The sequence below is a fragment of the Chitinophaga sp. RCC_12 genome (assembly GCF_041360695.1).
Lineage (GTDB): Bacteria > Bacteroidota > Bacteroidia > Chitinophagales > Chitinophagaceae > Chitinophaga.
Map to the genome: position 1 here is coordinate 940,486 of NZ_JBFUPS010000002.1, position 24,270 is coordinate 964,755.

Here is a 24,270-nt window from a genome sequence, read left to right on the forward strand (position 1 = left end):
AATTAAGGAGATTTTTTTAAGACAGATAGCCTAATTTTGTGAGATCAAACAACAATACTATGAAGAAGACAGGTTTGTTTTTACTGACAGTGTTTTTGACGGTGATGAGCGGATCAGTAATGGCGCAATGTTCCCTGTGTACTAAAACGGCTCAGCAGCTGGGCGAAGGCCCGGCGAAAGGTTTGAACAATGGTATTCTGATGCTGGCCTTAACGCCCCTGGCTATCATAGGTTTTCTGGCATTCCGGTGGTGGAGAAGTAATAAAGAAGCCTGACAATTTTCGTATAACCCAAAATAACTATGATTACCTACAGAAAGGCGGATATCACGGATATCCCGCAGTTAGTGCATTTGCGGCTGCAGTTTCTGAAAGAAATTTACCCTAAGTCTGATAACTCCCAGGATGCCGTGTTGAAGGATCAGCTAAGGGTCTACTTAACAGAACATCTCTCTAAAAACAATTTTGTAAACTGGTTTGCCGATGCAGAAGGCAAGGTGGTGGCCAGCGCGGGCATAGTTTTTTATAACCAGCCGCCGCTGTACCACAACCTTGAAGGCAAAGTGGCCTATATTCTGAACGTATACACGCTTCCTGCCTTCCGGCGGAAAGGTATCGCAAAAGCGCTGCTGCAAAAGATCCTCGATGAGGCTAAAGCACGCAATACCGGGAAGGTGAGCCTGCATACCAGTAAAGAAGGACGTTTATTATATGAGCAGTTCGGCTTTGTGGCGGGAGACAATGAAATGACCTGCCAGCTGCCCCGTGTTCAATAATAACGGCTACTCTTCGCGGAGTTTGAAAACGGGACATTCCATCCTTAAGCCACCATTGTTTAAAGAGATCTTCAGTTTGTTGCAGTGGTAACCCTTCTTTTCGTTGAGATGCTCACAATTAAAGCACATAGGCTGAGTAGAAATAATTTCCTGTTGGTTCAGCTGGTAAATCAGCTGCATGAGCTGCTCCAGCAGTCCGGCCTGGTCTTTCAATGGCAGCTGTGCTACCGTTGCGTGCAGTGGATCCGCAAATTGCTCTACTTTTCGGGCAACCGCTTTTCCTTCCTTTACCAGGTGTAAAGTGTGGCTCCGGGTGTCTGTGGGGCTTGCCTTACGAGTCAGGTAGTTCTTCTGTTCCAATGATTTTACGGCATCGCTGATGGTGGCTTTGGTCATGTTAAAGTACGATGCCAAAGTGGTTACAGTACGTTTTTCCTCCGGGTAGTGCAGTAAAAAGGTAAGTACCTGGATTTGTATTGGACTAAGTCCATACTGAGTTGCTTCCTGCCATAATAATACGCGGAAGGCTTCTGATAATCGCTCCAGGGAGGCCACTACTTTACTAGGTGTGTCTTCTGCCTGCTGTGCAGGGCTGAATGTGGAAACTTTCCCCATATATTCTTGCTGTCCTTATAGTTAGTGTGGCAAGGTACAATATAAATATATGGCGTGAAATAGCATATTAGTGACATTCCTGCGGGAATCCGGCTTTTTTCAGTGACAACCCTCCAATTCATGGATATAATAGCCTTTTTGCCGGATCTGGGTTTCCCAGCGTGGTATAATTTCAGTGATATGACAAAAGCGGCAGTCTTTCCGGGAAACAATTAACCCCTCTCCTTTTTTGGTTTGGAGATAGGTATTGCCATAATTCAGTACTTCATCAAAGGAGGTTTCCTTTGTAACGATGATATCGAAATGAAGATATCTTCCATCCTTTTTCTTAACATAAGTGTCGAATACAGCAACTTCCATAGGAATACTTTTGATGCTAACGTAAATGGTTACACTAAAAAGGGAGTTGTCGGGGTTGAGGGTATACCCATAACAATACACTAAAACTTATTGCTTTGAACCAGGCCTGTTGCATGCGTTCTACTTCAGCAGCCGGGTGCCCGTGTTTACTTAAATAAGGCCGGCCTGCTTCGGAAACGGGGTATATAAAAGAAGACAGGTAGCGTAAGTATACCATGGGCAATGGGTCCATGTCATGCTCCGCCGAAGGCCTGAACTGCAGCTGTGCAGCAATCCGTTCTTCAAACTGCCACCACGGATTGCCTTCCTGGCGGTTACATAAATCAGTGATCCATTTACGGAAATGCGGACGGAGCGATTGCAGGTATCCCATGTCGGGAGCACCGTTCCTGGTAAAATAAGTGGCGAGATAATTATTCTTTAGTATGGTATCATACCAGTTATTCAGAATGTCTTCTGTATGTGCAGCGAGGATGTTTCCTGCCATCATCAGGTATTGCTCGTCCTCATGGGTGAACAACAACATCCTTTTTAATCTGACCAGGGTTTGTGCATCCAGTGAGGGTTGGGGGTTATCAGCGCCAGCTGTGCCTTGGTGCATAGCGTCATTCATACATGTTGAATTTTGGTTTCCGTCACGGATTGGTTATTACAAATATAATAAGGTTGCCTAACTAAAACAATAAATATAATGACGTATACTCCTATACGTTAGCTATTAAATACATTAATAAAAGATTATTTGTGATTCTACAATGAACTATATAGCTTTGATAATCTGGTTGATAATACCCCTTTCATGATTAATAAGCTATACGCAATAACAAAAAACGGATTACCGGTTGTACCGGCAGCAGCATATGAACCTGCAGATGTACCCGGTAAAAAGGCATCGCGCACGTTGTATCTTTCTGTTGCAGCCATAGTGGCGGCAGCGGGAGGTGCTGTTGCAGCATGGGGCATTAACGTTATAATCCATGCGATTGCTTCACTGGTTTACTACGGGGAAATAGATACTGCATACAGGGGTATCGAAAATACAGAACGGGAATGGTGGATCATTGGTATTCCGGTAGTGGGCGCCCTGTTCCTTGTTGCCATAGCCCGGTATACTTCGTCCCTGCTCCGTGCATTGGGACTGACCGTTGCCATCGGCGCCGGTAATCCGTTGGGGATAGAAAATGCCGCCATGTTATTTAACGGGGGCTTAGGCGCCTGGATTGGTAAATTATTTGGTTGCACCAGTGACGAGTGCAGACTGCTTTTTACAGCAGGCATGTGCAGTACTTTAGGCAGCCTCTTTGGAGCGCCGGTGGCGGCTGTACTCCTGGCATTGGAAGTATTTCTGGCAGAATGGACGCTTGCCAGTATATTACCGGTTGCAGCCGCTGCAGCCACTGCTGCCGCAGGAAGCTACCTGTATCGTGGCACCACTCCTGTATTAAGCTTTACAGCCCTGCCGGCTATGAGTGCAAAGGCCATGATAGGCTATATGATAGTAGCTTTAATAGTGGGATTGTGGGCAAGATTAAGTACAGCATTGTACCATCTTATTGGTAAATGGTTCGGTATACTAACTAACTACAACGCCTGGTATTTGTTATTGGCGGCATTGCTTACGGGTATTATTGGATATATTTTCCCGCGGATACTGGGCACCGGCGAAGGTTATGTGCGTGACCTGCTGGAGGCGCACGTAACGCTGGCGATTCTTTTTACACTGGCCTTTATGAAATGGATCGCCTGGATTTTCTTCTCCGGCGCCAACAAAACAGGTGGCGGTATTATTCCATTGCTGATCATAGGGGGCGCATTGGGCTTGTTGATTGGAGCGCCCCTGCAAATGGCTTTTCCGTCTTTAATGATTAATGCGGGGATTGTAGTGCTGGTGGGGATGGGCGCCATGCTGGCGGGTACTTCCCGGGCGGTGTTAACAGCTATTATATTACTGCTGGAAATGACACATGATGTCAACGCGGCGCTTCCTGCCATACTTGCCTGTATCCTGGCTTATGGTATTGCTGTCTTCAAACGTAAAAAACGACAGGACATAACCAGGGCATAATCATTTAATCAATTCTGCGGAGTGCTTCCCGCCTGCTGAGTGGCGCCAGCGTGTGACTGTCTGCGAATTTTCGCACACTGTCGGGGTTTGTTTTAGCATACTCCCGCAGGGCCCAGCCAATGGCTTTCTGGATAAAAAACTCTTTAGAACCGGCGCATTGTTTTACATAGCGGTACAACAGCTGTTCATTGGTATGTTGCTTGTATGCGTTCTGGTGTATAATCGCCGCACGCTGCAACCACATATTTTCACTATTGATCCATCGATTGGTAATGGCGGGCCATTCTTCCCCGAATTTTTTCAGCCACGGACCGGCGAGGCACGATACGATGGCATCAACGCTATCCCACCACGATTTATGAACTATCATGTATTCAAAGAGATGGATATCTTCTGCGCGCCATTCCTTGTTTAACATTTGCATAAAATCTATGGCAGCGTATTGGTATTCACGTTCCGGTTTTTTCCACAATGCTTTTATCAGCACCGGCATATCACCAATGGCGGGTAATCCATATGTTGCTTTCAATCCTTTGTTGATAAGACGGCGCTCCGGCGCAGTTATACCCAGGTATTCAAACTGGTTGCGCATATACGCTTTCATAGCAACCGCGTTGTCCGGATTAGCGGCCACCAGGTATGCATCCGTGATCAGGGGGAGGTAGCGCATGTATGCTTAGCTTTTAGTGCTGATATAACGGTAAAGGTTAAACGCTTTTTGCCGGGTTAGTTCCTGTATTTCCTGTTGGAGGGTTTGTTTGGAGATATCTTTCATGCGCCTGTGCTGTATCAGTTGCCAGGCTTTTTCCGCCAGCAGCAGGATATGTTTTTGTTGTTGATGGGAGATGATAGTGTGATGTTTTTCGATGGCCTGTATAATTTCGTGTATGCCTGACTGTTGGGTGGCTACGGATTTGATCACCGGAATTTCCCAGTCGCCATGATGTTTACTATGTGCGAGCAGCCGGAGATTTTTCACAAAAGCATCTGCATTGTCGCGGTCAGCTTTGTTCACAATAAAGATGTCTGCGATCTCCATTAACCCTGCTTTCATGGTCTGGATTTCATCGCCGGCTTCCGGAACTACTACTACAACAGTTGTATCTGCTATACCGGCTATTTCCACTTCACTTTGACCTACACCTACTGTTTCTATAAAGAGATAGTCGAATGCAGCTGCTTTAATAAGATCACTCACCTCTATAATTTTAGGGCTTAATCCGCCGAGGGCGCCCCTGGTGGCCATGGAGCGGATAAATACCTTTGGATGGTTGAAGTGTTGGCTCATCCTGATCCGGTCGCCGAGCAGGGCGCCGAAATTGAAGGGTGAAGAAGGATCTACCGCTATGATAGCAACGCTTTTATCCTGTTCCAGTAATTGAGTAATGAGTGCATTTACCAGCGTGCTTTTACCTGCACCGGGAGGGCCTGTGATACCCACTACTTTGGTGTGGTTGGTCACAGGGATTTGTTCCAGCAGCTGTTCATATCCTGTTGCTTCGTTTTCAACAAGGGAAATGCAACGGGCCAGTGATTTGATATTTCCGTTTAAGAGTCCGGGTATATGCTGCTGGTACATTTTATTGTTTACAGAATTTAAAGAACAAAAATAAGCGGTATCCCTGTTTACGCGATCAACGACCGGTAAATATCAAGATATTGTCCTCCTATCTCCTCCCATCTGAAGCTGTCCGCATGCTTTTTAAGAGCAGCCATTGGCTGGGTAGCTTCGTAATGGGCCATTCCTTTATTGAAAACATCCCGCATGTAGGCAGGGTCAAAATTTTCGAAGTAGTAGGCGAGGTTGCCGCCGATTTCGGGCAGGCTGGTTTTATCCGAAAGGAATACCGGTTTGCCATAATGCATAGCCTCTATTACAGGAATGCCAAAGCCTTCTGCAATAGACGGGAATACAAAGGCAGCGCAGTTGCTGAAATACCAGTATTTGCTTTTCTCATCAATGGGACCGATAATTTTAACCCGGTCCAGCACACCGTAGGCGGCTGCTTCCTGCAGGATCTGTTTTTGATAGGTGGTATTTGCGTTTCCTGCTATAATCAATTCATAATCAGTGTCCTTCAGCAGTCGCGGAATGACATGAAAGTTCTTCTTGGGTAAGATGGTGCCAATGGTGAAAAGAAACGGCCGGGAGGGGCGGTAAAGCGGGGCGTTAAAGGAGGGGAATGATTTTACATCGCAACCGTTATAGATAACGCTCAATGGGGTATCTCCTATTTCAAGATGTTGTAAAACATCTTCCTTTACATAATTTGAAATAGTAATAAGATGATCAGCTTTATTGATCATCCGCTGCACTTTGGCCAGCTGGCCCGATATTTTGTGTTTATAGTTAGGCTTGTATAAGAAATTGAGATCATGTATAGTTAATACACGTTTTATGTCGGGTGATGAAGGAATGTAGTCGGATAACTGGTAGGTGGTATGCCAGAGCTGAATATCTTTTGAATAGGGCATCCAGAGTTTATGCCATGCTTTTTGTTTGTAGTGTGCCTGATTTGAAAAAAGTGTTTCTTTATAGGAGGGCAGATAGAAGTACAACTCCTCGGGAGGAGAGATCAGCTGCATCAGAGTTTGGCCAAGTTCGCTGCAATAAGTATATAGACCGTTGTTCGGATATTTCATTCTTTCACAGTCTATCACAAATCTTGGCATGTTAATCAGTTTGAATAATTGTCAGGTATATATTTATATATAACTAAATGCTTAAGCGAAGATATTACAACTTTTTACGAAAAAGAGATAATTATCTTTCGGCCTTTTCCAGATAAATTTATCAGCCTGGCGTATATTGGTCGTCAGTCCGATGGCGAATAATTAATACAGATGACGAATTTTATCTCCATATTTCCGCTTGGAATTGTAGTGTATCCGGGAGAGCAGTTGAATCTGCATGTTTTTGAGCCCCGGTACAAGCAATTAATTGCAGCCTGTTTGGCCGAGCAAAAGCCGTTTGGTATTCCAGTTGTAATAAATAAAAAAATTATGGAATATGGAACACTCGTCCAAATAAAAAAGGTAGAAAAAATATATGAGAGTGGGGAAATGGACATAATTACCGTTGGAGACAGTGTTTTTCGCATTTTGGAGCATGTTTCGGAAATTCCGGAGAAATTGTATGCCGGGGCCATTGTAAACTACCCGGAGAATAATGAAGCCGGCAATAACCGGTTGCTGCAGGAAGTATTGCATGGCGTCCGGGAATTGCATGCTATCCTCCAGATCCATAAATCGTTTAAGAAAGAAGACAGCCAGCTCAGTTCATACGACCTGGCGCACCATGCGGGGCTGTCGCTTGATGAGGAATATGAAATGCTTCATCTTTTCTACGAAGCACAGCGGCTGGAGTACCTGAAGCGGCATTTGCACAAGGTAATTCCCATGATGGCGGAGATGGAAAGGCTGAAAGAGCGTGTTTTATTGAACGGTCACTTCAGGAACTTATCTGCCGATAATTTATAATTTTTATGAAGATGCCCGCCTGACTTGCTTTTCCGGGCATCCTGACCGCAACTTTAACGTGCATTTAACAGGTGGTTTTTTGGATTTTTTTGCTTCCCGCCTTAAAAAGTAGATATTTGCAGACCCATATTTTCTCTGGAATAAGGGCTTAAACTCAATTCTGATACTAAATGCATTGGACAAAAGTCAGTATTCTTTGCCTGCTTGGAAGTTTTTTTCTATTGGCAAATAAGGCTATCGCACAGGACAATTCACCATATTCCCGCTACGGATTAGGAGATCTGCATAATAACCAGAACACGGTAAACCGTGGAATGGGAGGCGTTTCTCAGGCTTATAGTGATCCGCAATCAGTCAACTTTATTAATCCGGCCAGCTACTCCAGCCTGCTGCTTACTACCTTTGATGTAGGAGTGGAAGGCGGCGCCCGCTCTATCACAGACCAGGGGGCAAAATTTAGTTCCGGATTCGGTACACTCTCTTACCTGCAGTTGGGTATTCCGTTGATTACCAACAAATGGGGATTAAATCTGGGACTTCGCCCGGTAACCAGGGTTTCCTATAACATCCAGGAATCAGGTACCGGTACCTTCTTTGATACGCTGAGGATTCCGCTCACCAGCAAATATGAAGGAAGTGGCGGTCTTTACCAGTTATATGCCGGTACAGGCGTGCGTTTTGGTCATTTCAGCGTGGGTGTAAACCTGGGTTATCTTTTCGGTAATATCGAGAACAATACCCGCCTTACCTTCCCTGATCCTGCCATGTATGCTTCCCACCGCATGTTCCGTACTTCCTACAATAGCTTCTTTTATAAATTGGGCGTACAGTACAGGGCCAAGCTGAAAACGGATATGGACCTGACGTTTGGCGCCTCCGGAAGTTTGAAGCAAAATATGAATGCCCGCCAGGAAATACTTAATGAAACTGTGCAGTTCGACGCATCTTCCAATAACTATGTTACACAGGATACCGTTCACTATGCGAAAGGCGACAGGGGAACTGTGGTGTTTCCGCAAGAGTTTGGCGCAGGTATCATGCTCCGCAAATTTGATAAATGGATGGTTGGGGTAGACTTTAATTCAAGCCAGTGGGAGAATTATAAAAACTTTGGTAATAAAGATTCCCTGCAGAATTCCTGGAAGCTTGCTATCGGCGGACAGTTTGTACCCAATGCAACTGCACTGAGCGGTTACTGGAACAGGGTAGCGTATCGCCTGGGTGGTTACTATGGGAAAGATTACCTGCAGCTGGAAGGCGTAAATATGCCTACAATGGGCTTCACGGTGGGCGCTGGTTTACCCGTGCGCCGCATGCCTTATTCCAACCAGTACAGTATGATCAACCTGGCATTTGAAGTGGCTCACCGCGGTAACAACGAAACCATCCTGAAAGAAAATATTTACCGTATATCGCTGGGCTTTACCCTGAGTGATAAGTGGTTTATCAAGCGTAAATACGAATAACTTTTTTGCACAGCGCGTATTTTGTCTTTCTCAGGATTACGCTGATTATACTGATTTTATTTTTTAAGATTTGGGGAGATATAAGCGAATATACCCGCTCATATCTCCCCAAATCATTTAAAATACAAAGTGATCAAATCCTTAAAATTAATAAAATCAGCGTAATCCTGAGAAAGACAAAATGCGCTTATATCTCCGCTGCATTAAGCTGAAAGCGAATTCCTATCTTTGAGGTATTATTCATTCAAATGATTAAAAGAGCCATCTTATTTTTTATTATAGCCATTGCCGTTAGTAGCTGCGAAAATGATATTGATGCGGTGATGGAACTGGATTCCAAAAAGGCAGCCACCGAAAACGGGCAGGATATTGTGATCATATTCAGCCAGGGTGGAAAGGTGAATGCAAAATTAACGGGACCCACTATGGAGCGTGGTTTGGATAAGCCAACCTATGTGGCCTTTAATAACGGGCTGAAAGTATTTATGTATAACGACAGCCTGGGGCTGGAAAGCACATTGTCGGCTAAGAAAGGAAAATTTATGGAAGATGATGGAGATGTGTTCCTGTCGGATAGCGTGATTGTAATTAATAAGAAGGGCGAGCGCCTGGATACGAAAGAACTGAACTGGGATCCTAAAAGAAAGATCTTCTACTCTACTAAAGAAGTGTTTATCAAAACGCCTACCGACTCGCTGCATGGGTGGGGACTGGAAGCCAACCAGGATTTCAGTGTAAAGAAAATACTAAAGGTGAGCGGTCCTATTACAGTACAGGACAGTACTGCCGCCCTCAACTGATCTACCTAACGTAAAGCTATATACGAAAGAACCCCACCTATGCAGGTGGGGTTCTTTCGCTTTAACCTATTTTTTAACCTAAAATTTGGGATAAAAAGTCAATAATTATGCCAGTTTGCCATGTTTCCCACATTGTTTGTTACCATTCATAACATTTGAAGATAATTTATAAGCGCCGCTGGCAGCTGTTTTAAACTTCAGCCGGGATGGCTATATTAGGCGAAAAAATTAGCGCATGGAAACTATCAGCTGGCCCGATTTTGAAAAAGTAGAAATGAGAGTGGGCACTATCCTGGAGGCAAACGATTTTCCTAAAGCCCGTAATCCTTCCTATCAGTTAGTGATAGATTTTGGCCCGGAAACAGGAATCAGGAAATCCTCTGCCCAGATTACCCATCTCTACCGGAAAGAGGACCTGATCGGAAAGCAAGTTGTGGCGGTGGTGAACTTTCCGCCAAAGCAAATCGCAAACTTTATGTCGGAATGCCTGGTTTTGGGCGCTGTAGGCGATAACAAGGAAATTGTATTACTTCAGCCGGACAGGAAAGTGCTTAACGGGCAACGGATAGCCTAAATAGATTTAATAATAAACCGTGTAAACTTCTTTATTTTCTAATTGTCAATCTATTATAGATATTTAAATCATATAATTCTGAATTTTAATAATATTATTATTAAAATAATATAATAACACATTATCCATTATCATCAGTTTACGAACAATAATACATCGTTCACGGAAATGAAACCTATTCCTAAAATCGGCGGTATATCTTTGTTCTAGGTTTTTCATAGGATATGGTTAAAATTATTACAAGGGCGGTATTCTTACCAGCCCTTTTTTTTGCTTTTTTCAGTCCTAAAGCTGGAAAATGGCAAAATAACTGTTTAAACACCTTCTTAGGCTGATAATCAATTTATTGTATGCCCATACTCACATACCAGCTTATCATGAAGTGTTTTTTGCCCTTATACGTTCACCTTCACTTTTGATACGTTTACCGGATAAAATATATCATTCACTAGAATGGCCATCGCAGTGTGATAAAAATCGGCCACCTTTGGTATAGGTTTTTCAATAAAGATATGGTTAAAATTTTTCGGGGCTGTAGTCTTGCAGCCCTGTTTCTTTTTTCTGAAGTCCTATTTTTCCCTCTGCCTTTCTCTTTCTCCGGTTATTTTCCAAACAGATAAACAACATTACGGCTTAACAAACAGATACAAGCGTATATCTGTGTGTTAAGCCGTAGCGGTTTGTAGCGGTGTGCCTATTTAGTGAATAGTGCCGGATAAGGTTTATCCAGGAGGTTATTATAAATAAAGCGGTAAGACTCACTGGAAGAATGAACGCTTTTCAAACCACCCCATCCGTGACGTTCACCCGGATACAGCATAAATTCGAAGTGTTTATTGAGGTTTTCCAGTTTATCGATCAGCTGGATACAGTTCTGCATATGCACATTGTCGTCCATTGTACCATGTACAATACGGATCAGCCCTTTATACTTATCGGCATAGGTCATTACTGAGGTAGCCTTATAGCCTTCGGGATTCTCTGCGGGCGAGTCCATATAGCGTTCTGTATAGTGGCTGTCGTACAATTGCCAGTCAGTTACTGCGTAGTTAGCCATACCATAGTTAAATACATCGGCGCCATAGGTGAGGGCCATACAGGTCATATAACCGCCAAAGCTGCCACCGGTCATGCATATTTTGCCGGTGTCGGCCCAGGGTTGGGAACGAAGCCAGGTAGCGGCGTCCATATAATCCTCGATTTCGTGTTTACCCAGTTGGCGGTGAATATAGTTCATGCCCATTTTGCCGAGCTGTCCGCTGCTGCGGTTGTCGATGGCTACCTGGATCACGCCTTCCTGCGCCCACCATTGCTGCACATTACCATATTTCCAGGTATCATATACGGTACCGGCATTAGGGCCGCCGTAAATACTGATCAGGACCGGGTATTTTTTACCTGGTTCCATATGCAGGGGCATGGTGATGGTAAGAGGAAGTACCAGTCCATCGCGGGTTTTGTATGTTTTCAATGCTGTTTTGGCCAGGTTGAAATCGTCAAAGTTTTCTCCTTTACTATCGCCTAATTCCCGCACCAGCTTGCCATTGTTGTCCAGCAGTGCCATTTTTGAAGGCGTTTGCAGGTTGGAATAAGTAGTAATAAAGTATTTACCTCCCGGCGCCAGTTTGATTACATTATTATAGTTACCGTTGGTTAAACGGGTAAGCGCGCCGGTTTTCATGCTCACTTTATACAGATCGAAGCGGGTGGAGGCTTCTTTGCGGGCGGTGAAGTATACCAGTTGATTCTTATCATCTATCTGAAGTACTTCCTTCACGGTCCAGTTGCCGGAAGTCAGTTGCTTTTTCAGGGAGCCGTCCATATTATGGAGGTAGAGGTGTGACCAGCCGGTTTTATCGCTTTGCAGCAGAAATCCCTGGTTATTTTGCACAAAAGGAACGGCATCGAACCAATCGATCCAGGTTTTCTGCTTTTCATCATAGATTTCCTTTTTGGCGCCGCTTTGCGGGTTGATGCTGTATATTTTGAGGTTGTCCTGTCCGCGGTTCATCCATTGCATCCACAGCTGCCGGCTATCGTCGGTCCAGAAAGGCATACCAAAGTACTGATCGTCGTTTTCATTAAAATCGGCCCAAACGGTGGGACCGCCGGTAACGGGCACCACGCCTACTTTCACAGCGGGGTTGGGGTCGCCGGCTTTGGGATAACGCGTGTTTTCCAGGTATCCGTGCTGTCCTTTTTCGCTGTAGATAGGGAATACCGGCACTTTGGTGTCGTTAAAGTGCATGTAGGCGATCTGCCGGCTGTTAGGACTCCACCAGAAAGCGCGGTAATGGGTAGGCCGGCCCAGGATTTCTTCATAATATACCCAGGATGCCCATCCATTATATATTACATCAGAACCATCGGTAGTATAGCGGGTTTCCTTTTTGGTGGCTACTTCCACGCTGTAAAGGTCGTTGTTGCGGGTAAATGCCACGTATTTTCCATCCGGCGACAGGGTTGGATTCTTTTCCTCTGCGTCGTCGTTGGTCAAACGTACCGTGTTGCCATCGGCGGCTTTATAGAACACATCTTTTTCACGTACTTCTACACTGGGACCGTCTACCGGCGCCGTATAAATGGTGGCTTTGCCGGTGCGGGCATCTACAGACCATGCCTGCATGCGGCCATTTGCCTCATCCGGGCGCATTTCCAGGTAATGTTCTCCGTCTGCCCAGTCGCGGATGGCTGGTAATGGTTTGGTGATATGGGTAGCTTTGCCTTTAAAAGCCTGTTCATAGGTGAGGTCCTGCTTTTGCTGGGCCTTTAAACAGGGGGCAGTCAGCAGCAGTAAGCCTATACTGCCGATAGTGGCTGGTTTTAACCATTGTTCGCTTCTCATCATTTGTAAGATATCAGGTGGTTGTTTTGTTGTCGTTAGCGGACGAAAATAAGCATAACTAAAAAATAGCGGTCACAATTTACACAAACGGGCGGCGCGTGCAAGCCGGGGACAAGTCAAATACCACCAGATATGAAAGATTTCCCCGCGCTGGTTAAATAGGGCTGTAAATGGCAGTGGAAGCGGTTATCTTTAGTCTGGTTTTCATAGGATATGGTCAAAAAATAAGAGGGCTGTAGTCTTACAGCCCTTTTTACTATTTTTGCACTCCATTAGTGCAATTAAATTACTACATGACACAATTATCTGAGCAAGAGATTATACGCCGGGAAAAATTACAGGAGCTGCATAACTTAGGTATAGACCCCTACCCTGCAGCTGAGTACCCGGTTAATGATACTTCCGTAAATATAAAAGCCAATTATTCGGAAGAAACAAAGGAACAATTCCAGGCGGTATGCCTGGCAGGCCGCGTCATGAACAAGCGCGACATGGGTAAGGCCTCATTTGTCCAGATCCAGGATAGCGTAGGCCGTATCCAGATATATGTTCGCCGGGATGATATCTGCCCTGGTGAAGACAAAAGCGGTTACGATGTTGTAATGAAGAAACTGCTGGACATCGGCGATTTTATCGGGGTGAAAGGGTATGTATTTATTACCAAAACCGGTGAAACCTCTATTCATGCCACAGAAATCACCATGCTGAGCAAATCGTTGCGTCCATTGCCCATTGTGAAAGAGAAAGAAGGGGAAGTTTTTGATGAAGTAACCGATCCGGAATTCAAATACCGTCAGCGTTACGTGGACCTGGTGATCAATCCCGAAGTAAAAGAGGTGTTCATCAAGCGTACCCGGATGATGCAAACGATCCGCGACTTCTATAATAACCTGGGTTACCTGGAAGTAGAAACGCCTATCCTGCAGCCGATTCCCGGCGGTGCTACTGCCCGCCCGTTTGTAACGCACCATAATGCGCTGGATATGCCGCTTTACCTGCGTATAGCCAACGAGTTATACCTGAAACGCCTCATCGTAGGCGGTTTTGAAGGCGTATACGAGTTTGCAAAAGATTTCCGCAACGAAGGAATGGACCGTACCCACAACCCGGAATTTACGGTAATGGAAATGTACGCCGCTTACAAGGACTACGAGTGGATGATGCGCACCACCGAATCACTGCTGGAAAAAATTGCCCTCACCTTACATGGTACCACTATTGTGCAGGTAGGCGATACCACCATTGATTTTAAAGCGCCATTCCGCCGGGTATCTATGTATGAAGCGATACAGGAACATACCGGTTTTGATATCGCCAATATGGATGAAGCACAGCTGCGCGATGTATGCAAACAGCTGGGAATCCACGTGGACGCCAAATTCGGCAAGGCAAAACTGATAGATGAGATCTTTGGTGAAAAATGCGAAGGCAATTATATTCAGCCTACTTTCATTACCGATTACCCGGTAGAAATGAGCCCGCTCACCAAGAAACATCGCAGCAAAGCCGGTTTGGTAGAACGCTTTGAGCTGATGGTGAATGGTAAGGAAATTGCCAACGCCTACAGTGAGCTGAATGATCCTATTGATCAGCGTGAACGCTTTGAAGAACAGGTGAAACTGATGGAACGCGGGGACGACGAGGCCATGTATATTGACTACGACTTCTTACGTGCCCTGGAATACGGGATGCCGCCTACCTCCGGTATTGGTATCGGTATCGACCGCTTAACCATGCTGATGACTAACCAGCCATCTATCCAGGATGTACTCTTCTTCCCGCAGATGAAGCCGGAACAACAGAAATAAAATCATCTTAATAAAATAAAAGGCGAATGGCTACGGTCATTCGCCTTTTTGTTTTATATAATATAAATGTGGCATTAAATTTTCATGAAGCGTTCATATACCAATGCACATCGTTAACTTTAAGTAGTGCTTATTAGTATCTTAAAATTAGCCCATATGAAAACAATTTTAGTACCTACTGATTTTTCTGATACCGCTTATAATGCCGCTACCTACGCTATTGCCCTGGGAAACAGTTTGGAGGCCACCCGCATTGTATTGTACCACGCATATGAGCTGATTGTACCAATTCCGGATGTACCTACGGCGATTCCGATGGTGAATCCGGAGGATCTGAGAGACGCCAGCCTGGAAGGTTTGGAGAAGATGAAGGCAGAGCTGACCCCTCTCATCCGGGAAGGCACCACGCTGCTTACACGTGCGGATAACACCCTGCTGGCAGCTACTATTGAAGAAGTATGTAAAAATGAGAACGCCGACCTGATTGTAATGGGCATTACCGGTGGCAGTAAACTGGAAGAAGTGTTGGTAGGTTCCAATACCATTGACGTAGTGAAAAATACCAGCTACCCGGTGCTGGTGGTACCCCAATCAGCAAAGTATAAACCCATAGAAAAAATTGTTTTTGCAGCAGACCTGCGGAAGGTGGCGGAAACCACTCCCGTGGAACCATTGAAAAAGCTATTGCATATTTTTAATGCGGAACTGCATGTAATCAATATAGATCATGAAAGCCGGCATTTCAGCACCGATACTCCTTTTGAAACACTGATGCTGGATACCCTGCTGGAAGATTTCCATCCGGAGTACCATTTCATCGATAATCCCAATGTAGTAGCAGGAATTGTGGAATTTGCCGAAGAAAATAAGGCAGACCTTATTCTCACTATTCCTAAAAAACACGGTTTATTTGAAAGCATCTTTAAACGCAGCCGTACTTCCAAACTGGCGTATCAAACACATATACCACTGTTGACTTTACACGAATAATTTATACTTTTGAAAGATATTAATATTTATAATAACACTATGCTTAAACGTTCATTATTGGTATTGCTGGGTTTCTTTAGCCTGCAGGCCACTCAGGCCCAGTTCCTGAAGAAGCTGGGTAAACAGCTGGAAACCGCCACCAACAAGAGTAGCAGCACGAGTACCGGTAGTGGTACTTCCCTTGCTGGTTTGACTGAATCGGACGCAGGTTCCGGAATCAAGGAAGCTTTGGCGAAAGGTGTGGCTGCCGGTATTGCAAAGCTGAATAAAAAAGATGGTTTCTTTGGAAGTGATGTATATAAACTGTTACTGCCGGAAGATGCTGTGAAAATTGGCAACACCTTACGGGCAATTGGTTTAGGCAGCCAGGTAGATAAGGCGATCCTGCAAATCAACCGCTCCGCGGAAAAAGCAGTGGGCTATGCGGCTCCCATCTTTGTGGGCGCCATTAAACAAATGACCCTCACCGATGCATTGAACCTCGTGAAAGGAGGAAATACATCTGCCACTGATTTCTTTAAAAGCAAAACAACAGATTCCCTGAAAACCGCTTTCATGCCGGTGATTAAGAAATCGCTCGACAGCACCAGTGCTACCCGTTATTATGCGGATATCGTGAATAACTACAATAAGCTGCCTACTACCTTCAATAAAGTAAATCCTGACTTACAGGACTACGTGACCACCATGGCCGTAAATGCTTTATTTGACCAGATAGCGAAAGAGGAACTGGCCATCCGTGCCAATCCCGCAGCCAGAACTACTGACCTGCTGAAGAAAGTATTCGGAGCAAAATAGCACCAACGATAAAAAAGGAAAGGGGCAGAGATGATGATCTCCGCCCCTTTCCTTTTTTATTTTGCGGCTTAATAGCTGCCGGCCAGTAATACCTGCCATGCTGCGGCTACCTTTCCTTCATCCAGCAACTTCTTTGCATAATAGTGCAACTCTTTTTCCATTTCATCCGGTGTTACACTGTAATACTGGATAATATTTTTGAGATGATCATCATGAAAGGTGGCATCTACAAAAGGAACTTCATGAACATTGCCCAGTTGCCCCAGGTGGTTGCCGGTAAGAATGTGGCTATTCCTGATGGCCAACGGTAACGCATCAACGCCGATGCCCAGTTTGGTATTAGGTTTTGCTACCTCAAATACGGCATCGCCGGAGGCCCGGCAATAGTAATCGCCTCCCATACGGGCTACCAGGTCTATTTTGTGCGGATCTATTTTACCGTTGATATCCAGTATGTTTTCGTTGATATGCAGCATTACCGGCTCGCAGATAACCAGGTTGCCGGCGCCGCCACCCTGCCCGGTTTCAATGATCTCTCTTACAATACATTCTATTTGCACCGGGCTTTCTTTTACCCGGAAAGGCTGTACTTTTTCAGATTTCAACGGTGTGAAGCCGGCTTTTTCAAATTCATTTACACCAGCGGGATATTCGCAGCTCGACAAAGAGGCCTGTTGCACCATACCATAACTTACCATGTTGATGACCACCTCTTTGGTGGCGTATACATTTTCCAGTGTATGCTTTACCGTATTATCGCGTACGCGGCGCGACGGTGAAAAGATCAGTGTAGGGGGATTGGAGCCAAATACGTTAAAGAAACTGAAGGGCGACAGGTTTGGCTGCCCATCCGCATCTATTGTGCTGGCAAAGCAAATGGGGCGGGGAGAAACCGCACCCAGGAGGTAAGCATGCAGCTCACTTGTTTTCACCTGTGATGGATCTATCTGCATGATTATGCTTTTTTCTTAAGGGCCAGCAGGGAAAAGCCGGTATCTTCTTTTACAATAGTATTGGATAAGGTACCCAGGCCGGTAACTTCCATTTCCACTATATCACCAGGTTGCAGCCATTGTTCGGTATAGTCCGGATCATTCAGTTTGCCGGTACCGTTCAGTTCCAGGAAGCAGCCGGTGCCCACTGTGCCGCTGCCGATAATATCGCCGGGCAGGATGTTAACGCCATAGGCGCAGCGTTCCACAATTTCCGCAAAGGTCCAGTCCATATCGCCCATATTGCCTTCACTCACAGGGATGCCATTTACTTTGCAGGTCATTTTCAGGTTAAAGTTGTTGCCGGTATGTCTGTCTTTTGCAGGTATTTTCAAGGATTCCAGTTCATCGGCAGTTACCAGCATGGGACCTACTACGGTGCTGAAATCCTTGCCTTTGGCGGGGCCCAGGTTAAGCAGCATTTCTTCCATCTGAAGGGTGCGTGCGCTCATGTCGTTCATGATCATGTATCCACCGATATAGTCATCGGCTTCAGCGGCGGTGATATTACGGCCTGCCTTACAAATGACGATGGCTACTTCCAGTTCAAAATCCAGTTTTTCGAAATGGTCGGGCATGCATACAATTTCGCCGGGACCCTGGATAGCATTATGATTGGTAAAATAAAAAATCGGGTATTGATCGAATTCGGGGATCATGGGCACCTTGCGGTTACGGCGTGCGGCCGCAACATGTTGGCGGAAAGCATATCCGTCCCTGCAGGAAGTAGGGAATGGTACGGGCGACAGCAGCTGTACGCTGTTTACGGGGATACCGATAGCAGAGCTGGGGTTTTTCCCTTCTTTCAGCAGCGCATCAGCGCGTTTGGCGATGTCTATCACATCTTCCCACATCATCAGGAACATGCCCATATTATTGGGAAGATCCGGGTACAGCTCCTGTGTATTGTATAACAGTCCGTCCACCAGGATGGCCAGTTGATCTGTTTCTTCTCTTAAATAACTTACTAGTTTCATGGTTTGGTAATTGTTCTGGTTGTATGAAGGATCAAATATAAGAATGGCGGTTAAAAGCATTGGCTATTTTTTTGTGTCCTGCCAGCGAATTACTTTATATTTATAAACAGAACCACCAATATGCGTTGCTGTTTGCTGCTACTCCTGATGTATGGCCAATTGTTCGTTGTGCAGGCACAACCCCGCACAGATACGCTGCTGAAAAACCTGCTGGACCGTGAAGCGCCTCCGGCCCTCCGGCATGTGCTGCAATATCCTGATTCATTCCGTTACCAGCTTATTTATACGCAAATAGACCGGGATGCCCGTAACAGGCCACATTTCAAGAGCTATTACCTGGAAGTGGACGGGAACAAGTACTTCAATCCCGCCAGTACGGTAAAGCTGCCTATTGCTTTGCTGGCACTGGAAAAAATGCATGAGTTGCAGGTCCCCGGCCTTCACAGGAATACGCCTATGCTAACCGACAGCGCCTGGGACGGACAGGTAACCGTGCACACAGACAGTTCTGCCAGTAACCTGTTGCCATCAGTGGAGCACTATATCAAAAAAATATTCCTCATCAGTGATAACGATGCCTACAACAGGTTGTATGAATTTGTTGGTCAGCAAACCATTCACGAAAAGTTATGGGCAAAAGGGTATAAAGACGTACGTATTGTACGCCGGTTTATGCCGCTTACCGAAGAAGAAAACCGGCATACCAATCCCGTGCGTTTTGTGGATAACGGCAAGGTGATATACGAACAACCGGTTGCATACGATACCCTCACCTTTGATTACAGCCGGAAGGTAACGCTGGGACAGGGGTACCTGGATAAAAATGATAAGCTGGTTTTTTCGCCTATGGACTTCACAAAGCATAACAACCTGCCGCTTACAGATTTGCAGCAAATGCTGCAATCGGTATTGTTTCCTGCGAGTGTGCCGGCATCACAACGGTTTGATATTACGGAAGATGATTACCGTTTTTTATACCGTTATATGTCGCAGTATCCGTCCGAAACGTTGTGGCCGAAATATGACACGGCTGAATATTACGACAGTTTTACAAAATTCTTTTTTTTCAAGGCCGGTAAAAAGAACATTCCGCCATATATACGTGTATTTAATAAAGCTGGCTGGTCCTACGGTTTCCTTACTGACGCGGCCTATATCGTTGACTTTAAAAACCAGGTAGAGTTTATGCTCACCGGGAATATTTATGTAAACAGGGATGGTATTTTGAATGATGATAAATATGAATATGAGGAAAATGGACACCCCTTCTTTAAGGAAGTGGGGGAAATAATTTACAGGTATGAATTACAACGCAGGCGGAAGCATAAACCCGACCTGCAAAATTTCAGGATAAACTATAGAGATTGACAGGAGGGAATAAATATTATTTATAGCCTTATAGAGTAATATAGTGAACGAAATAATACATGAACGTTGTATTTTTGCGTTCGATAGTGGCATCCATCTTCAAAATGCGCATCATTTTTGAGGCGGCTGCCAGGGTAGATAAGGAAGGTTTTATTCATATCCCGTAACTGCACTCTAAAATTTGGGAGTTATGAAGTTTGAAAAGATTAAGAACAAAGGACAGGCAAGATTATTTGAAAGCCAGTATCTTGAGATGCTTACCAAAACGCATCCGTTGGTGATCTGGGGGCTATATTTGCCCATTATTGGCTACATGCTTTACTACAGCCACAATACCTTAGGCTTTACACCCGGTTCAGTAGCAGGTATATTCTTTGGGGCCATGTTATTCTGGTCTTTTTTTGAATACATCATGCACCGGTTTTTGTTTCACTTTGCGAGCGACAGCCCCAGGGTGCAACGTTTTATTTATGTAATGCATGGTAACCACCATGAGTACCCCAGAGACAAGCAGCGTTTATTTATGCCTCCGGTACCAAGCCTGATACTCGCGTCCGCCATTTTTGGCGTACAATATATCTTCCTGCGTGAAATCACGTTTATGTTTTTCCCCGGCTTTATCCTGGGATACCTGATTTATGGGAGTATGCACTACGCCATTCATGCGTGGAACCCGCCTTTACGGTTTATGAAGCCGTTGTGGCGTAACCATCACCTCCATCACTATAAAAGTGAGGATAAGGGTTTTGGGGTAAGTTCGTCCGTATGGGATCATGTATTCGGGACTTTCTTTGACCTGGAAAAGGAAAAGGAGGACAAGGAAAAAGTGAAGGAGCTAACATTTTAAATGTAAACAAGAAGGGGTGATGCTTAGCATCACCCCTTCTTGTTTACCATCTTTCTTCATCATCGGGCAAATCGTTTTGTTTATAGGTAGCCCGGGAAATTATCTTCTGCAGTTGTCTTTCTATAATGAGCGCAGCAATGGATTTATAAGGGTCTTCCCCTGTAGCAGCGGCATCTTCCAGTATTCCTTCTACCTTTTTCTCCGCCACATCTGTACGATAGAGCAGGAATATAAACCGGGAGAAATTTTCGCTGATTAGCTGCTGCAGTTTGCCCGCCAGTATTTCTTCCAGCAGTTCATAACTAACATTCACGGGCACACTTATTTCGAAGTTGTCCTGTGTCCAGGCAGCTGTTTCCTGGAGATATTGTGCTGGCTGTGCGGTCATTATTTCATTTGTTTGATCTTGTAGGAGGCATTGGTAACTACTTTTACCGGTACTTTCAGGTCATGTTTTATACGTTTTGCCTTATCGGCCTTGTAAGTATAATTACCGGACATATCGGTGTTTTGTACACAGATGCTGGGTAAGCCGCTGCTGCGGTTAATCAGGTAATTGGAAGAAGTGGTGCCGCTGATTTCCGCGGTAGCCTTGATCCCGTCATCCAGGGTGAGCATTTGCACCTTATCAGTATTGATTTTTGAGGTGCCGCCAATTTTTGCTGTTTGTGCATCCCATGTCTGCAGGTTCCAGTAAAGATCTATCCGGCCTACCAGTCCGCCGCGCAGGGGTACATTTTCTTCCCATTGGGTGCCGGTTTTAATGCCATGTGCGGGGTACATGATCAGCAGTTGTTCCAGCCAGCTCTGGAACGTTTCTGTTCCGAACTGGTCTTTCATCAGTTTCCTGTAGGCTTCCTGTTCATCCTTTTTAAGGGTGCTGAAAGCGCCGGCGGCGTTGTCCAGGATAGTTTCCAGCCCGTCCACCTTATTGATAATGCCGGTGGTTTGTATTTCTACCGTGAAGGGTTGATCCAGTACTTTTTTCAGCCCGGCCTGGAAGGGTTCTTCCTGTTTGGTGACCTTTGCATCTACAAAGATGTTCTGATTTTTAGCGTTGAAATTGAATTTCAGGTCCTTGTACCGGAAAGTGAGGATGGTTTTGCCTGGTTCTACGGAGGTTACCTCCATGGTAATGATGTTGTTGTAATCGCGGGTGGTTCTTTGTACAATTTCATTCACCGTCATATAGGTTTCGCTCCTGCTTTTCTGTTCCAGTTCAAATAGCTCTCCTTTATTGAAGGTATAGTTGAGGGCTACATATTCCTGTGCTTTAACGGATAAAGACAGTGTTACTACCATTGCAATCAGTCCCAGGATTCTTTTCATTATCATTTTTATTTTATCAGACATATTTTTCGATCACCCCGAGGCCAAACAAGGCAAAATCATATTTGGCAGGATCATCAGGATCCAGTTTCTTCAGCTGGTGTGTGAGCGCGGTAGCTGTTTTCCAGTCGGCCTTTGGCTCGGTTATAATTCCCAGCCTGGTGGCCACTCTGCTTACGTGTACATCCATCGGGCACACCAGTTGCGAAGGTGATATGTGCTGCCAGAGCCCAAAATCCACGCCATTTTCATCATTTCTCACCATCCAGCGTAAATACATATTCAATCGCTTGCAGGCAGAGTTCTTTGCCGGTGTGGCGATGTGCTTAACAGTTCTTTCCGGGTGCTCCAGTGCAAAAAACACTTTCCGGAACCCCATCAGTGCTTTTTCCACATTTTCATCCTGCGGGGTGATGTGGGCACTGAAGGCAAATTCCAGCGATGTTACATTGGTGTAATAATGCTGGAGAAACTCCACAAAGTATAGCAGATCCAAACCGTTGAAAGTACGGTGGCAGAAGGAAAGTAATTTCATACGATCCCGCGGCTGGTGATGACGGATAAAGTCATACGGCGAATCATCCATCATTTTCATCAGTTCCGTGCATTTGTTGATAATACTGGTACGGTTTCCCCATGCCAGTACAGCAGCAAAAAGGCCGGCGATTTCGATATCCTGCAATACACTGAACCGGTGCGGTATGCTAATAGGATCATTAGCTATAAAGTCCGGGTGATTATAGTATGCCGCCTTGGCATCTAAAAACTCCCTTAATTTCTGGATCTTCATAAGTTTAATCACGTGTATTACCACAAGCCTTTTTACACCGGAATCTTCAATTCAGATATAAAAAGGCACTGGATATGGTTAGGATAAATATTTACGCTTCCCGGTAAAGATAATTTTTACCGCATAAGAATTAAAATCTATTACTTAGCCGATAGCTTTTGCAAGATCTTCGGTAAGATCATCTGCATCCTCAATACCCACGCTCAGCCGGATCAGGGAGTCTGCGAGCCCGTTCTTCACTCTTTCTGCACGGGGAATGGAGGCATGTGTCATGCTGGCGGGATGACCTATCAGCGACTCTACTCCTCCCAGTGATTCTGCCAGGGCAAATAAATGGGTGTTGCTCAGAATCCGGTTGGCCGACTCTATACTATCATCTTTCAATGTAAAGGACATCATGCCCCCGAAGCCTCTCATCTGCTGTTTGGCGATATCATGATTGGGATGGTCTGTAAATCCGGGCCAGTATACTTTATCCACTCTGGGGTGGTTGCGGAGGAAATTGGCGACTATTACGCCATTTTCACAATGACGCTGCATGCGTACATGTAATGTTTTGATTCCGCGGAGCACCAGGAAGCAGTCCTGCGGACCGGGAACAGCGCCGCAGCTGTTCTGGATAAAATACAGTTGTTTGGCAAGGTCTTCATTTTTTACGATCACGGCGCCATGTACCACGTCGCTGTGCCCTCCGAGGTATTTGGTAGCCGAATGTAGCACGATATCGGCGCCCAGGTCAAGCGGGTTCTGGAGATAAGGCGATGCGAAGGTGTTATCCACACATAAGATGACTTCACTTTTGCGGGCTATGGTGGCACAGGCCGCGATATCTATGATTTTCAGCAGCGGGTTGGTTGGCGTTTCCAGCCATATCATCCGGGTTTGGGGGGTAATATGGGCTTCTATGTTCCGGGCATCAGACATGTCGATGAAATTGAACCGGATACCGTAACGTTCAAACACTTTGGTAAAGATCCGGTAGGTGCCGCCGTAAAGATCGTTGGTGGCAATTACCTCGTCGCCGGGGCTCAGGAGTTTCATCACAGCATCTGTAGCTGCCAGGCCGCTGCCGAAAGAAATGCCATGTGTGCCGTTTTCAATGGCTGCCAGTGCGTTCTGAAGGGCGTCGCGGGTAGGATTCTGCGTCCGGGCGTATTCGTAGCCCTTATGCACTCCGGGAGCACTTTGTACGTAGGTAGATGTTTGAAAAATTGGCGTCATAATGGCGCCGGTAGACGGATCGGGAGCTACACCTGCGTGTATGAGTTTAGTACCCAGCTTCATGTCTTTAATAGTTTAGATGATCAATTTCTGATGGTCTCCAAATATACTCCAGTTTTTGCGATTGGAAATTCGCCAATTGATAAAGGGCAAACTTGTCCGTTTTAGCT

At 45.4% G+C, this 24,270-nt stretch carries 25 protein-coding genes; 12 read left to right on the forward strand and 13 right to left on the reverse strand.

Going from position 1 to position 24,270, the window contains the following annotated elements:
• Positions 1-59: 59 nt before the first annotated feature.
• Positions 60-275, forward strand: a complete 216-nt coding sequence (locus AB6805_RS09160) for a hypothetical protein (protein ID WP_079471726.1) — start codon at positions 60-62, stop codon at positions 273-275.
• 26 nt (positions 276-301) lie between these two features.
• The gene (locus AB6805_RS09165) at positions 302-775 is read left to right on the forward strand and encodes a GNAT family N-acetyltransferase (protein ID WP_370909127.1); all 474 of its coding nucleotides are present in this window, start codon (positions 302-304) and stop codon (positions 773-775) included.
• 6 nt (positions 776-781) lie between these two features.
• On the opposite strand, the gene AB6805_RS09170 is transcribed toward AB6805_RS09165, so the two are convergent.
• The 3 genes from AB6805_RS09170 to AB6805_RS09180 form a co-directional block, all read right to left on the reverse strand.
• Positions 782-1,390: a MarR family winged helix-turn-helix transcriptional regulator gene (locus AB6805_RS09170; protein ID WP_370909128.1), complete on the reverse strand. Its 609-nt coding sequence runs from the start codon at positions 1,388-1,390 to the stop codon at positions 782-784.
• Positions 1,391-1,489: 99 nt separating this feature from the next.
• A complete protein-coding gene (locus AB6805_RS09175) occupies positions 1,490-1,750 on the reverse strand; it encodes a DUF2024 family protein (protein ID WP_370909129.1) in 261 nt (86 codons plus the stop codon).
• Positions 1,751-1,784: 34 nt separating this feature from the next.
• Positions 1,785-2,363 carry a protoglobin domain-containing protein gene (locus tag AB6805_RS09180; RefSeq protein WP_370909130.1) on the reverse strand — a complete coding sequence of 193 codons (579 nt, stop codon included), beginning with the start codon at positions 2,361-2,363 and terminating at the stop codon, positions 1,785-1,787.
• A gap of 186 nt (positions 2,364-2,549) precedes the next feature.
• Between AB6805_RS09180 and AB6805_RS09185 the strand changes: the two genes are divergently transcribed.
• On the forward strand, positions 2,550-3,815 hold the full coding sequence (locus AB6805_RS09185) for a chloride channel protein (RefSeq protein WP_370909131.1): 1,266 nt from the start codon (positions 2,550-2,552) through the stop codon (positions 3,813-3,815).
• 4 nt (positions 3,816-3,819) lie between these two features.
• On the opposite strand, the gene AB6805_RS09190 is transcribed toward AB6805_RS09185, so the two are convergent.
• Genes AB6805_RS09190 through AB6805_RS09200 form a run of 3 tightly spaced genes read right to left on the reverse strand, consistent with a single transcriptional unit; the run spans position 3,820 to position 6,488 of the window.
• Complete coding sequence (locus tag AB6805_RS09190; protein WP_370909132.1) at positions 3,820-4,485, reverse strand: DNA alkylation repair protein; 666 nt, start codon at positions 4,483-4,485, stop codon at positions 3,820-3,822.
• Between the two features lie 6 nt (positions 4,486-4,491).
• Positions 4,492-5,394 carry a methylmalonyl Co-A mutase-associated GTPase MeaB gene (meaB, locus tag AB6805_RS09195; RefSeq protein ID WP_370909133.1) on the reverse strand — a complete coding sequence of 301 codons (903 nt, stop codon included), beginning with the start codon at positions 5,392-5,394 and terminating at the stop codon, positions 4,492-4,494.
• A 47-nt stretch (positions 5,395-5,441) separates the two neighbouring features.
• Positions 5,442-6,488 (reverse strand): glycosyltransferase family 4 protein, encoded by a 1,047-nt coding sequence (locus AB6805_RS09200; protein WP_370909134.1) that lies wholly within the window; start codon positions 6,486-6,488, stop codon positions 5,442-5,444.
• 171 nt (positions 6,489-6,659) lie between these two features.
• On the opposite strand from AB6805_RS09200, the gene AB6805_RS09205 reads away from it, so the two are divergent.
• The 4 genes from AB6805_RS09205 to AB6805_RS09220 all read left to right on the forward strand — a co-directional run bounded on the left by AB6805_RS09205 (position 6,660) and on the right by AB6805_RS09220 (position 10,135).
• A complete protein-coding gene (locus AB6805_RS09205; protein ID WP_079471736.1) occupies positions 6,660-7,295 on the forward strand; it encodes an LON peptidase substrate-binding domain-containing protein in 636 nt (211 codons plus the stop codon).
• A 170-nt stretch (positions 7,296-7,465) separates the two neighbouring features.
• Positions 7,466-8,761: a hypothetical protein gene (locus AB6805_RS09210; RefSeq protein ID WP_370909135.1), complete on the forward strand. Its 1,296-nt coding sequence runs from the start codon at positions 7,466-7,468 to the stop codon at positions 8,759-8,761.
• Positions 8,762-9,009: 248 nt separating this feature from the next.
• Entirely contained in the window at positions 9,010-9,561 is a 552-nt protein-coding gene (gene lptC, locus AB6805_RS09215) for an LPS export ABC transporter periplasmic protein LptC (RefSeq protein ID WP_370909136.1), read from the forward strand.
• A gap of 235 nt (positions 9,562-9,796) precedes the next feature.
• Positions 9,797-10,135: a tRNA-binding protein gene (locus tag AB6805_RS09220; protein WP_370909137.1), complete on the forward strand. Its 339-nt coding sequence runs from the start codon at positions 9,797-9,799 to the stop codon at positions 10,133-10,135.
• A gap of 694 nt (positions 10,136-10,829) precedes the next feature.
• Here AB6805_RS09220 and AB6805_RS09225 read toward each other — a convergent pair.
• On the reverse strand, positions 10,830-12,980 hold the full coding sequence (locus AB6805_RS09225) for a S9 family peptidase (protein WP_370909138.1): 2,151 nt from the start codon (positions 12,978-12,980) through the stop codon (positions 10,830-10,832).
• A gap of 293 nt (positions 12,981-13,273) precedes the next feature.
• On the opposite strand from AB6805_RS09225, the gene lysS reads away from it, so the two are divergent.
• The 3 genes from lysS (at position 13,274) to AB6805_RS09240 (ending at position 16,576) form a co-directional block, all read left to right on the forward strand.
• On the forward strand, positions 13,274-14,788 hold the full coding sequence (gene lysS / locus AB6805_RS09230; RefSeq protein WP_370909139.1) for a lysine--tRNA ligase: 1,515 nt from the start codon (positions 13,274-13,276) through the stop codon (positions 14,786-14,788).
• A gap of 156 nt (positions 14,789-14,944) precedes the next feature.
• On the forward strand, positions 14,945-15,778 hold the full coding sequence (locus AB6805_RS09235) for a universal stress protein (RefSeq protein WP_370909140.1): 834 nt from the start codon (positions 14,945-14,947) through the stop codon (positions 15,776-15,778).
• Between the two features lie 39 nt (positions 15,779-15,817).
• On the forward strand, positions 15,818-16,576 hold the full coding sequence (locus AB6805_RS09240; protein WP_370909141.1) for a DUF4197 domain-containing protein: 759 nt from the start codon (positions 15,818-15,820) through the stop codon (positions 16,574-16,576).
• 68 nt (positions 16,577-16,644) lie between these two features.
• Here AB6805_RS09240 and AB6805_RS09245 read toward each other — a convergent pair whose 3' ends face one another.
• A complete protein-coding gene (locus tag AB6805_RS09245) occupies positions 16,645-17,529 on the reverse strand; it encodes a flavin reductase family protein (protein ID WP_370909142.1) in 885 nt (294 codons plus the stop codon).
• Positions 17,530-17,531: 2 nt separating this feature from the next.
• The gene (locus tag AB6805_RS09250) at positions 17,532-18,545 is read right to left on the reverse strand and encodes a fumarylacetoacetate hydrolase family protein (RefSeq protein WP_370909143.1); all 1,014 of its coding nucleotides are present in this window, start codon (positions 18,543-18,545) and stop codon (positions 17,532-17,534) included.
• 120 nt (positions 18,546-18,665) lie between these two features.
• Here AB6805_RS09250 and AB6805_RS09255 point away from each other — a divergent pair, with 120 nt between their 5' ends.
• Entirely contained in the window at positions 18,666-19,913 is a 1,248-nt protein-coding gene (locus tag AB6805_RS09255) for a serine hydrolase (protein ID WP_370909144.1), read from the forward strand.
• Positions 19,914-20,103: 190 nt separating this feature from the next.
• The gene (locus AB6805_RS09260; protein WP_370909145.1) at positions 20,104-20,760 is read left to right on the forward strand and encodes a sterol desaturase family protein; all 657 of its coding nucleotides are present in this window, start codon (positions 20,104-20,106) and stop codon (positions 20,758-20,760) included.
• Positions 20,761-20,803: 43 nt separating this feature from the next.
• Here the strand turns inward: AB6805_RS09260 and AB6805_RS09265 are convergent, their stop codons facing one another.
• The 4 genes from AB6805_RS09265 to AB6805_RS09280 form a co-directional block, all read right to left on the reverse strand.
• The gene (locus tag AB6805_RS09265) at positions 20,804-21,148 is read right to left on the reverse strand and encodes a hypothetical protein (protein ID WP_370909146.1); all 345 of its coding nucleotides are present in this window, start codon (positions 21,146-21,148) and stop codon (positions 20,804-20,806) included.
• Positions 21,148-22,089, reverse strand: coding sequence for a DUF6263 family protein (locus tag AB6805_RS09270; RefSeq protein WP_370909147.1), 942 nt, complete (start codon positions 22,087-22,089; stop codon positions 21,148-21,150). The genes AB6805_RS09265 and AB6805_RS09270 overlap by 1 nt, the downstream gene beginning before the upstream one ends.
• 16 nt (positions 22,090-22,105) lie before the next feature.
• Positions 22,106-22,879 carry a TIGR02757 family protein gene (locus AB6805_RS09275; RefSeq protein WP_370909148.1) on the reverse strand — a complete coding sequence of 258 codons (774 nt, stop codon included), beginning with the start codon at positions 22,877-22,879 and terminating at the stop codon, positions 22,106-22,108.
• A 144-nt stretch (positions 22,880-23,023) separates the two neighbouring features.
• A complete protein-coding gene (locus AB6805_RS09280) occupies positions 23,024-24,163 on the reverse strand; it encodes a cystathionine gamma-synthase (protein ID WP_370909149.1) in 1,140 nt (379 codons plus the stop codon).
• Between the last annotated feature and the right edge of the window lie 107 nt (positions 24,164-24,270).

What these genes read in the sequence shown, in the direction of transcription:
- AB6805_RS09160 (WP_079471726.1), top strand. Translation starts at nt 60, where the DNA reads ATGAAGAAGACAGGTTTGTTTTTACTGACAGTGTTTTTGACGGTGATG.
- AB6805_RS09165 (WP_370909127.1), top strand. Translation starts at nt 302, where the DNA reads ATGATTACCTACAGAAAGGCGGATATCACGGATATCCCGCAGTTAGTG.
- AB6805_RS09170 (WP_370909128.1), bottom strand. Translation starts at nt 1,390, where the DNA reads ATGGGGAAAGTTTCCACATTCAGCCCTGCACAGCAGGCAGAAGACACA.
- AB6805_RS09175 (WP_370909129.1), bottom strand. Translation starts at nt 1,750, where the DNA reads ATGGAAGTTGCTGTATTCGACACTTATGTTAAGAAAAAGGATGGAAGA.
- AB6805_RS09180 (WP_370909130.1), bottom strand. Translation starts at nt 2,363, where the DNA reads ATGAATGACGCTATGCACCAAGGCACAGCTGGCGCTGATAACCCCCAA.
- AB6805_RS09185 (WP_370909131.1), top strand. Translation starts at nt 2,550, where the DNA reads ATGATTAATAAGCTATACGCAATAACAAAAAACGGATTACCGGTTGTA.
- AB6805_RS09190 (WP_370909132.1), bottom strand. Translation starts at nt 4,485, where the DNA reads ATGCGCTACCTCCCCCTGATCACGGATGCATACCTGGTGGCCGCTAAT.
- meaB (WP_370909133.1), bottom strand. Translation starts at nt 5,394, where the DNA reads ATGTACCAGCAGCATATACCCGGACTCTTAAACGGAAATATCAAATCA.
- AB6805_RS09200 (WP_370909134.1), bottom strand. Translation starts at nt 6,488, where the DNA reads ATGCCAAGATTTGTGATAGACTGTGAAAGAATGAAATATCCGAACAAC.
- AB6805_RS09205 (WP_079471736.1), top strand. Translation starts at nt 6,660, where the DNA reads ATGACGAATTTTATCTCCATATTTCCGCTTGGAATTGTAGTGTATCCG.
- AB6805_RS09210 (WP_370909135.1), top strand. Translation starts at nt 7,466, where the DNA reads ATGCATTGGACAAAAGTCAGTATTCTTTGCCTGCTTGGAAGTTTTTTT.
- lptC (WP_370909136.1), top strand. Translation starts at nt 9,010, where the DNA reads ATGATTAAAAGAGCCATCTTATTTTTTATTATAGCCATTGCCGTTAGT.
- AB6805_RS09220 (WP_370909137.1), top strand. Translation starts at nt 9,797, where the DNA reads ATGGAAACTATCAGCTGGCCCGATTTTGAAAAAGTAGAAATGAGAGTG.
- AB6805_RS09225 (WP_370909138.1), bottom strand. Translation starts at nt 12,980, where the DNA reads ATGAGAAGCGAACAATGGTTAAAACCAGCCACTATCGGCAGTATAGGC.
- lysS (WP_370909139.1), top strand. Translation starts at nt 13,274, where the DNA reads ATGACACAATTATCTGAGCAAGAGATTATACGCCGGGAAAAATTACAG.
- AB6805_RS09235 (WP_370909140.1), top strand. Translation starts at nt 14,945, where the DNA reads ATGAAAACAATTTTAGTACCTACTGATTTTTCTGATACCGCTTATAAT.
- AB6805_RS09240 (WP_370909141.1), top strand. Translation starts at nt 15,818, where the DNA reads ATGCTTAAACGTTCATTATTGGTATTGCTGGGTTTCTTTAGCCTGCAG.
- AB6805_RS09245 (WP_370909142.1), bottom strand. Translation starts at nt 17,529, where the DNA reads ATGCAGATAGATCCATCACAGGTGAAAACAAGTGAGCTGCATGCTTAC.
- AB6805_RS09250 (WP_370909143.1), bottom strand. Translation starts at nt 18,545, where the DNA reads ATGAAACTAGTAAGTTATTTAAGAGAAGAAACAGATCAACTGGCCATC.
- AB6805_RS09255 (WP_370909144.1), top strand. Translation starts at nt 18,666, where the DNA reads ATGCGTTGCTGTTTGCTGCTACTCCTGATGTATGGCCAATTGTTCGTT.
- AB6805_RS09260 (WP_370909145.1), top strand. Translation starts at nt 20,104, where the DNA reads ATGAAGTTTGAAAAGATTAAGAACAAAGGACAGGCAAGATTATTTGAA.
- AB6805_RS09265 (WP_370909146.1), bottom strand. Translation starts at nt 21,148, where the DNA reads ATGACCGCACAGCCAGCACAATATCTCCAGGAAACAGCTGCCTGGACA.
- AB6805_RS09270 (WP_370909147.1), bottom strand. Translation starts at nt 22,089, where the DNA reads ATGAAAAGAATCCTGGGACTGATTGCAATGGTAGTAACACTGTCTTTA.
- AB6805_RS09275 (WP_370909148.1), bottom strand. Translation starts at nt 22,879, where the DNA reads ATGAAGATCCAGAAATTAAGGGAGTTTTTAGATGCCAAGGCGGCATAC.
- AB6805_RS09280 (WP_370909149.1), bottom strand. Translation starts at nt 24,163, where the DNA reads ATGAAGCTGGGTACTAAACTCATACACGCAGGTGTAGCTCCCGATCCG.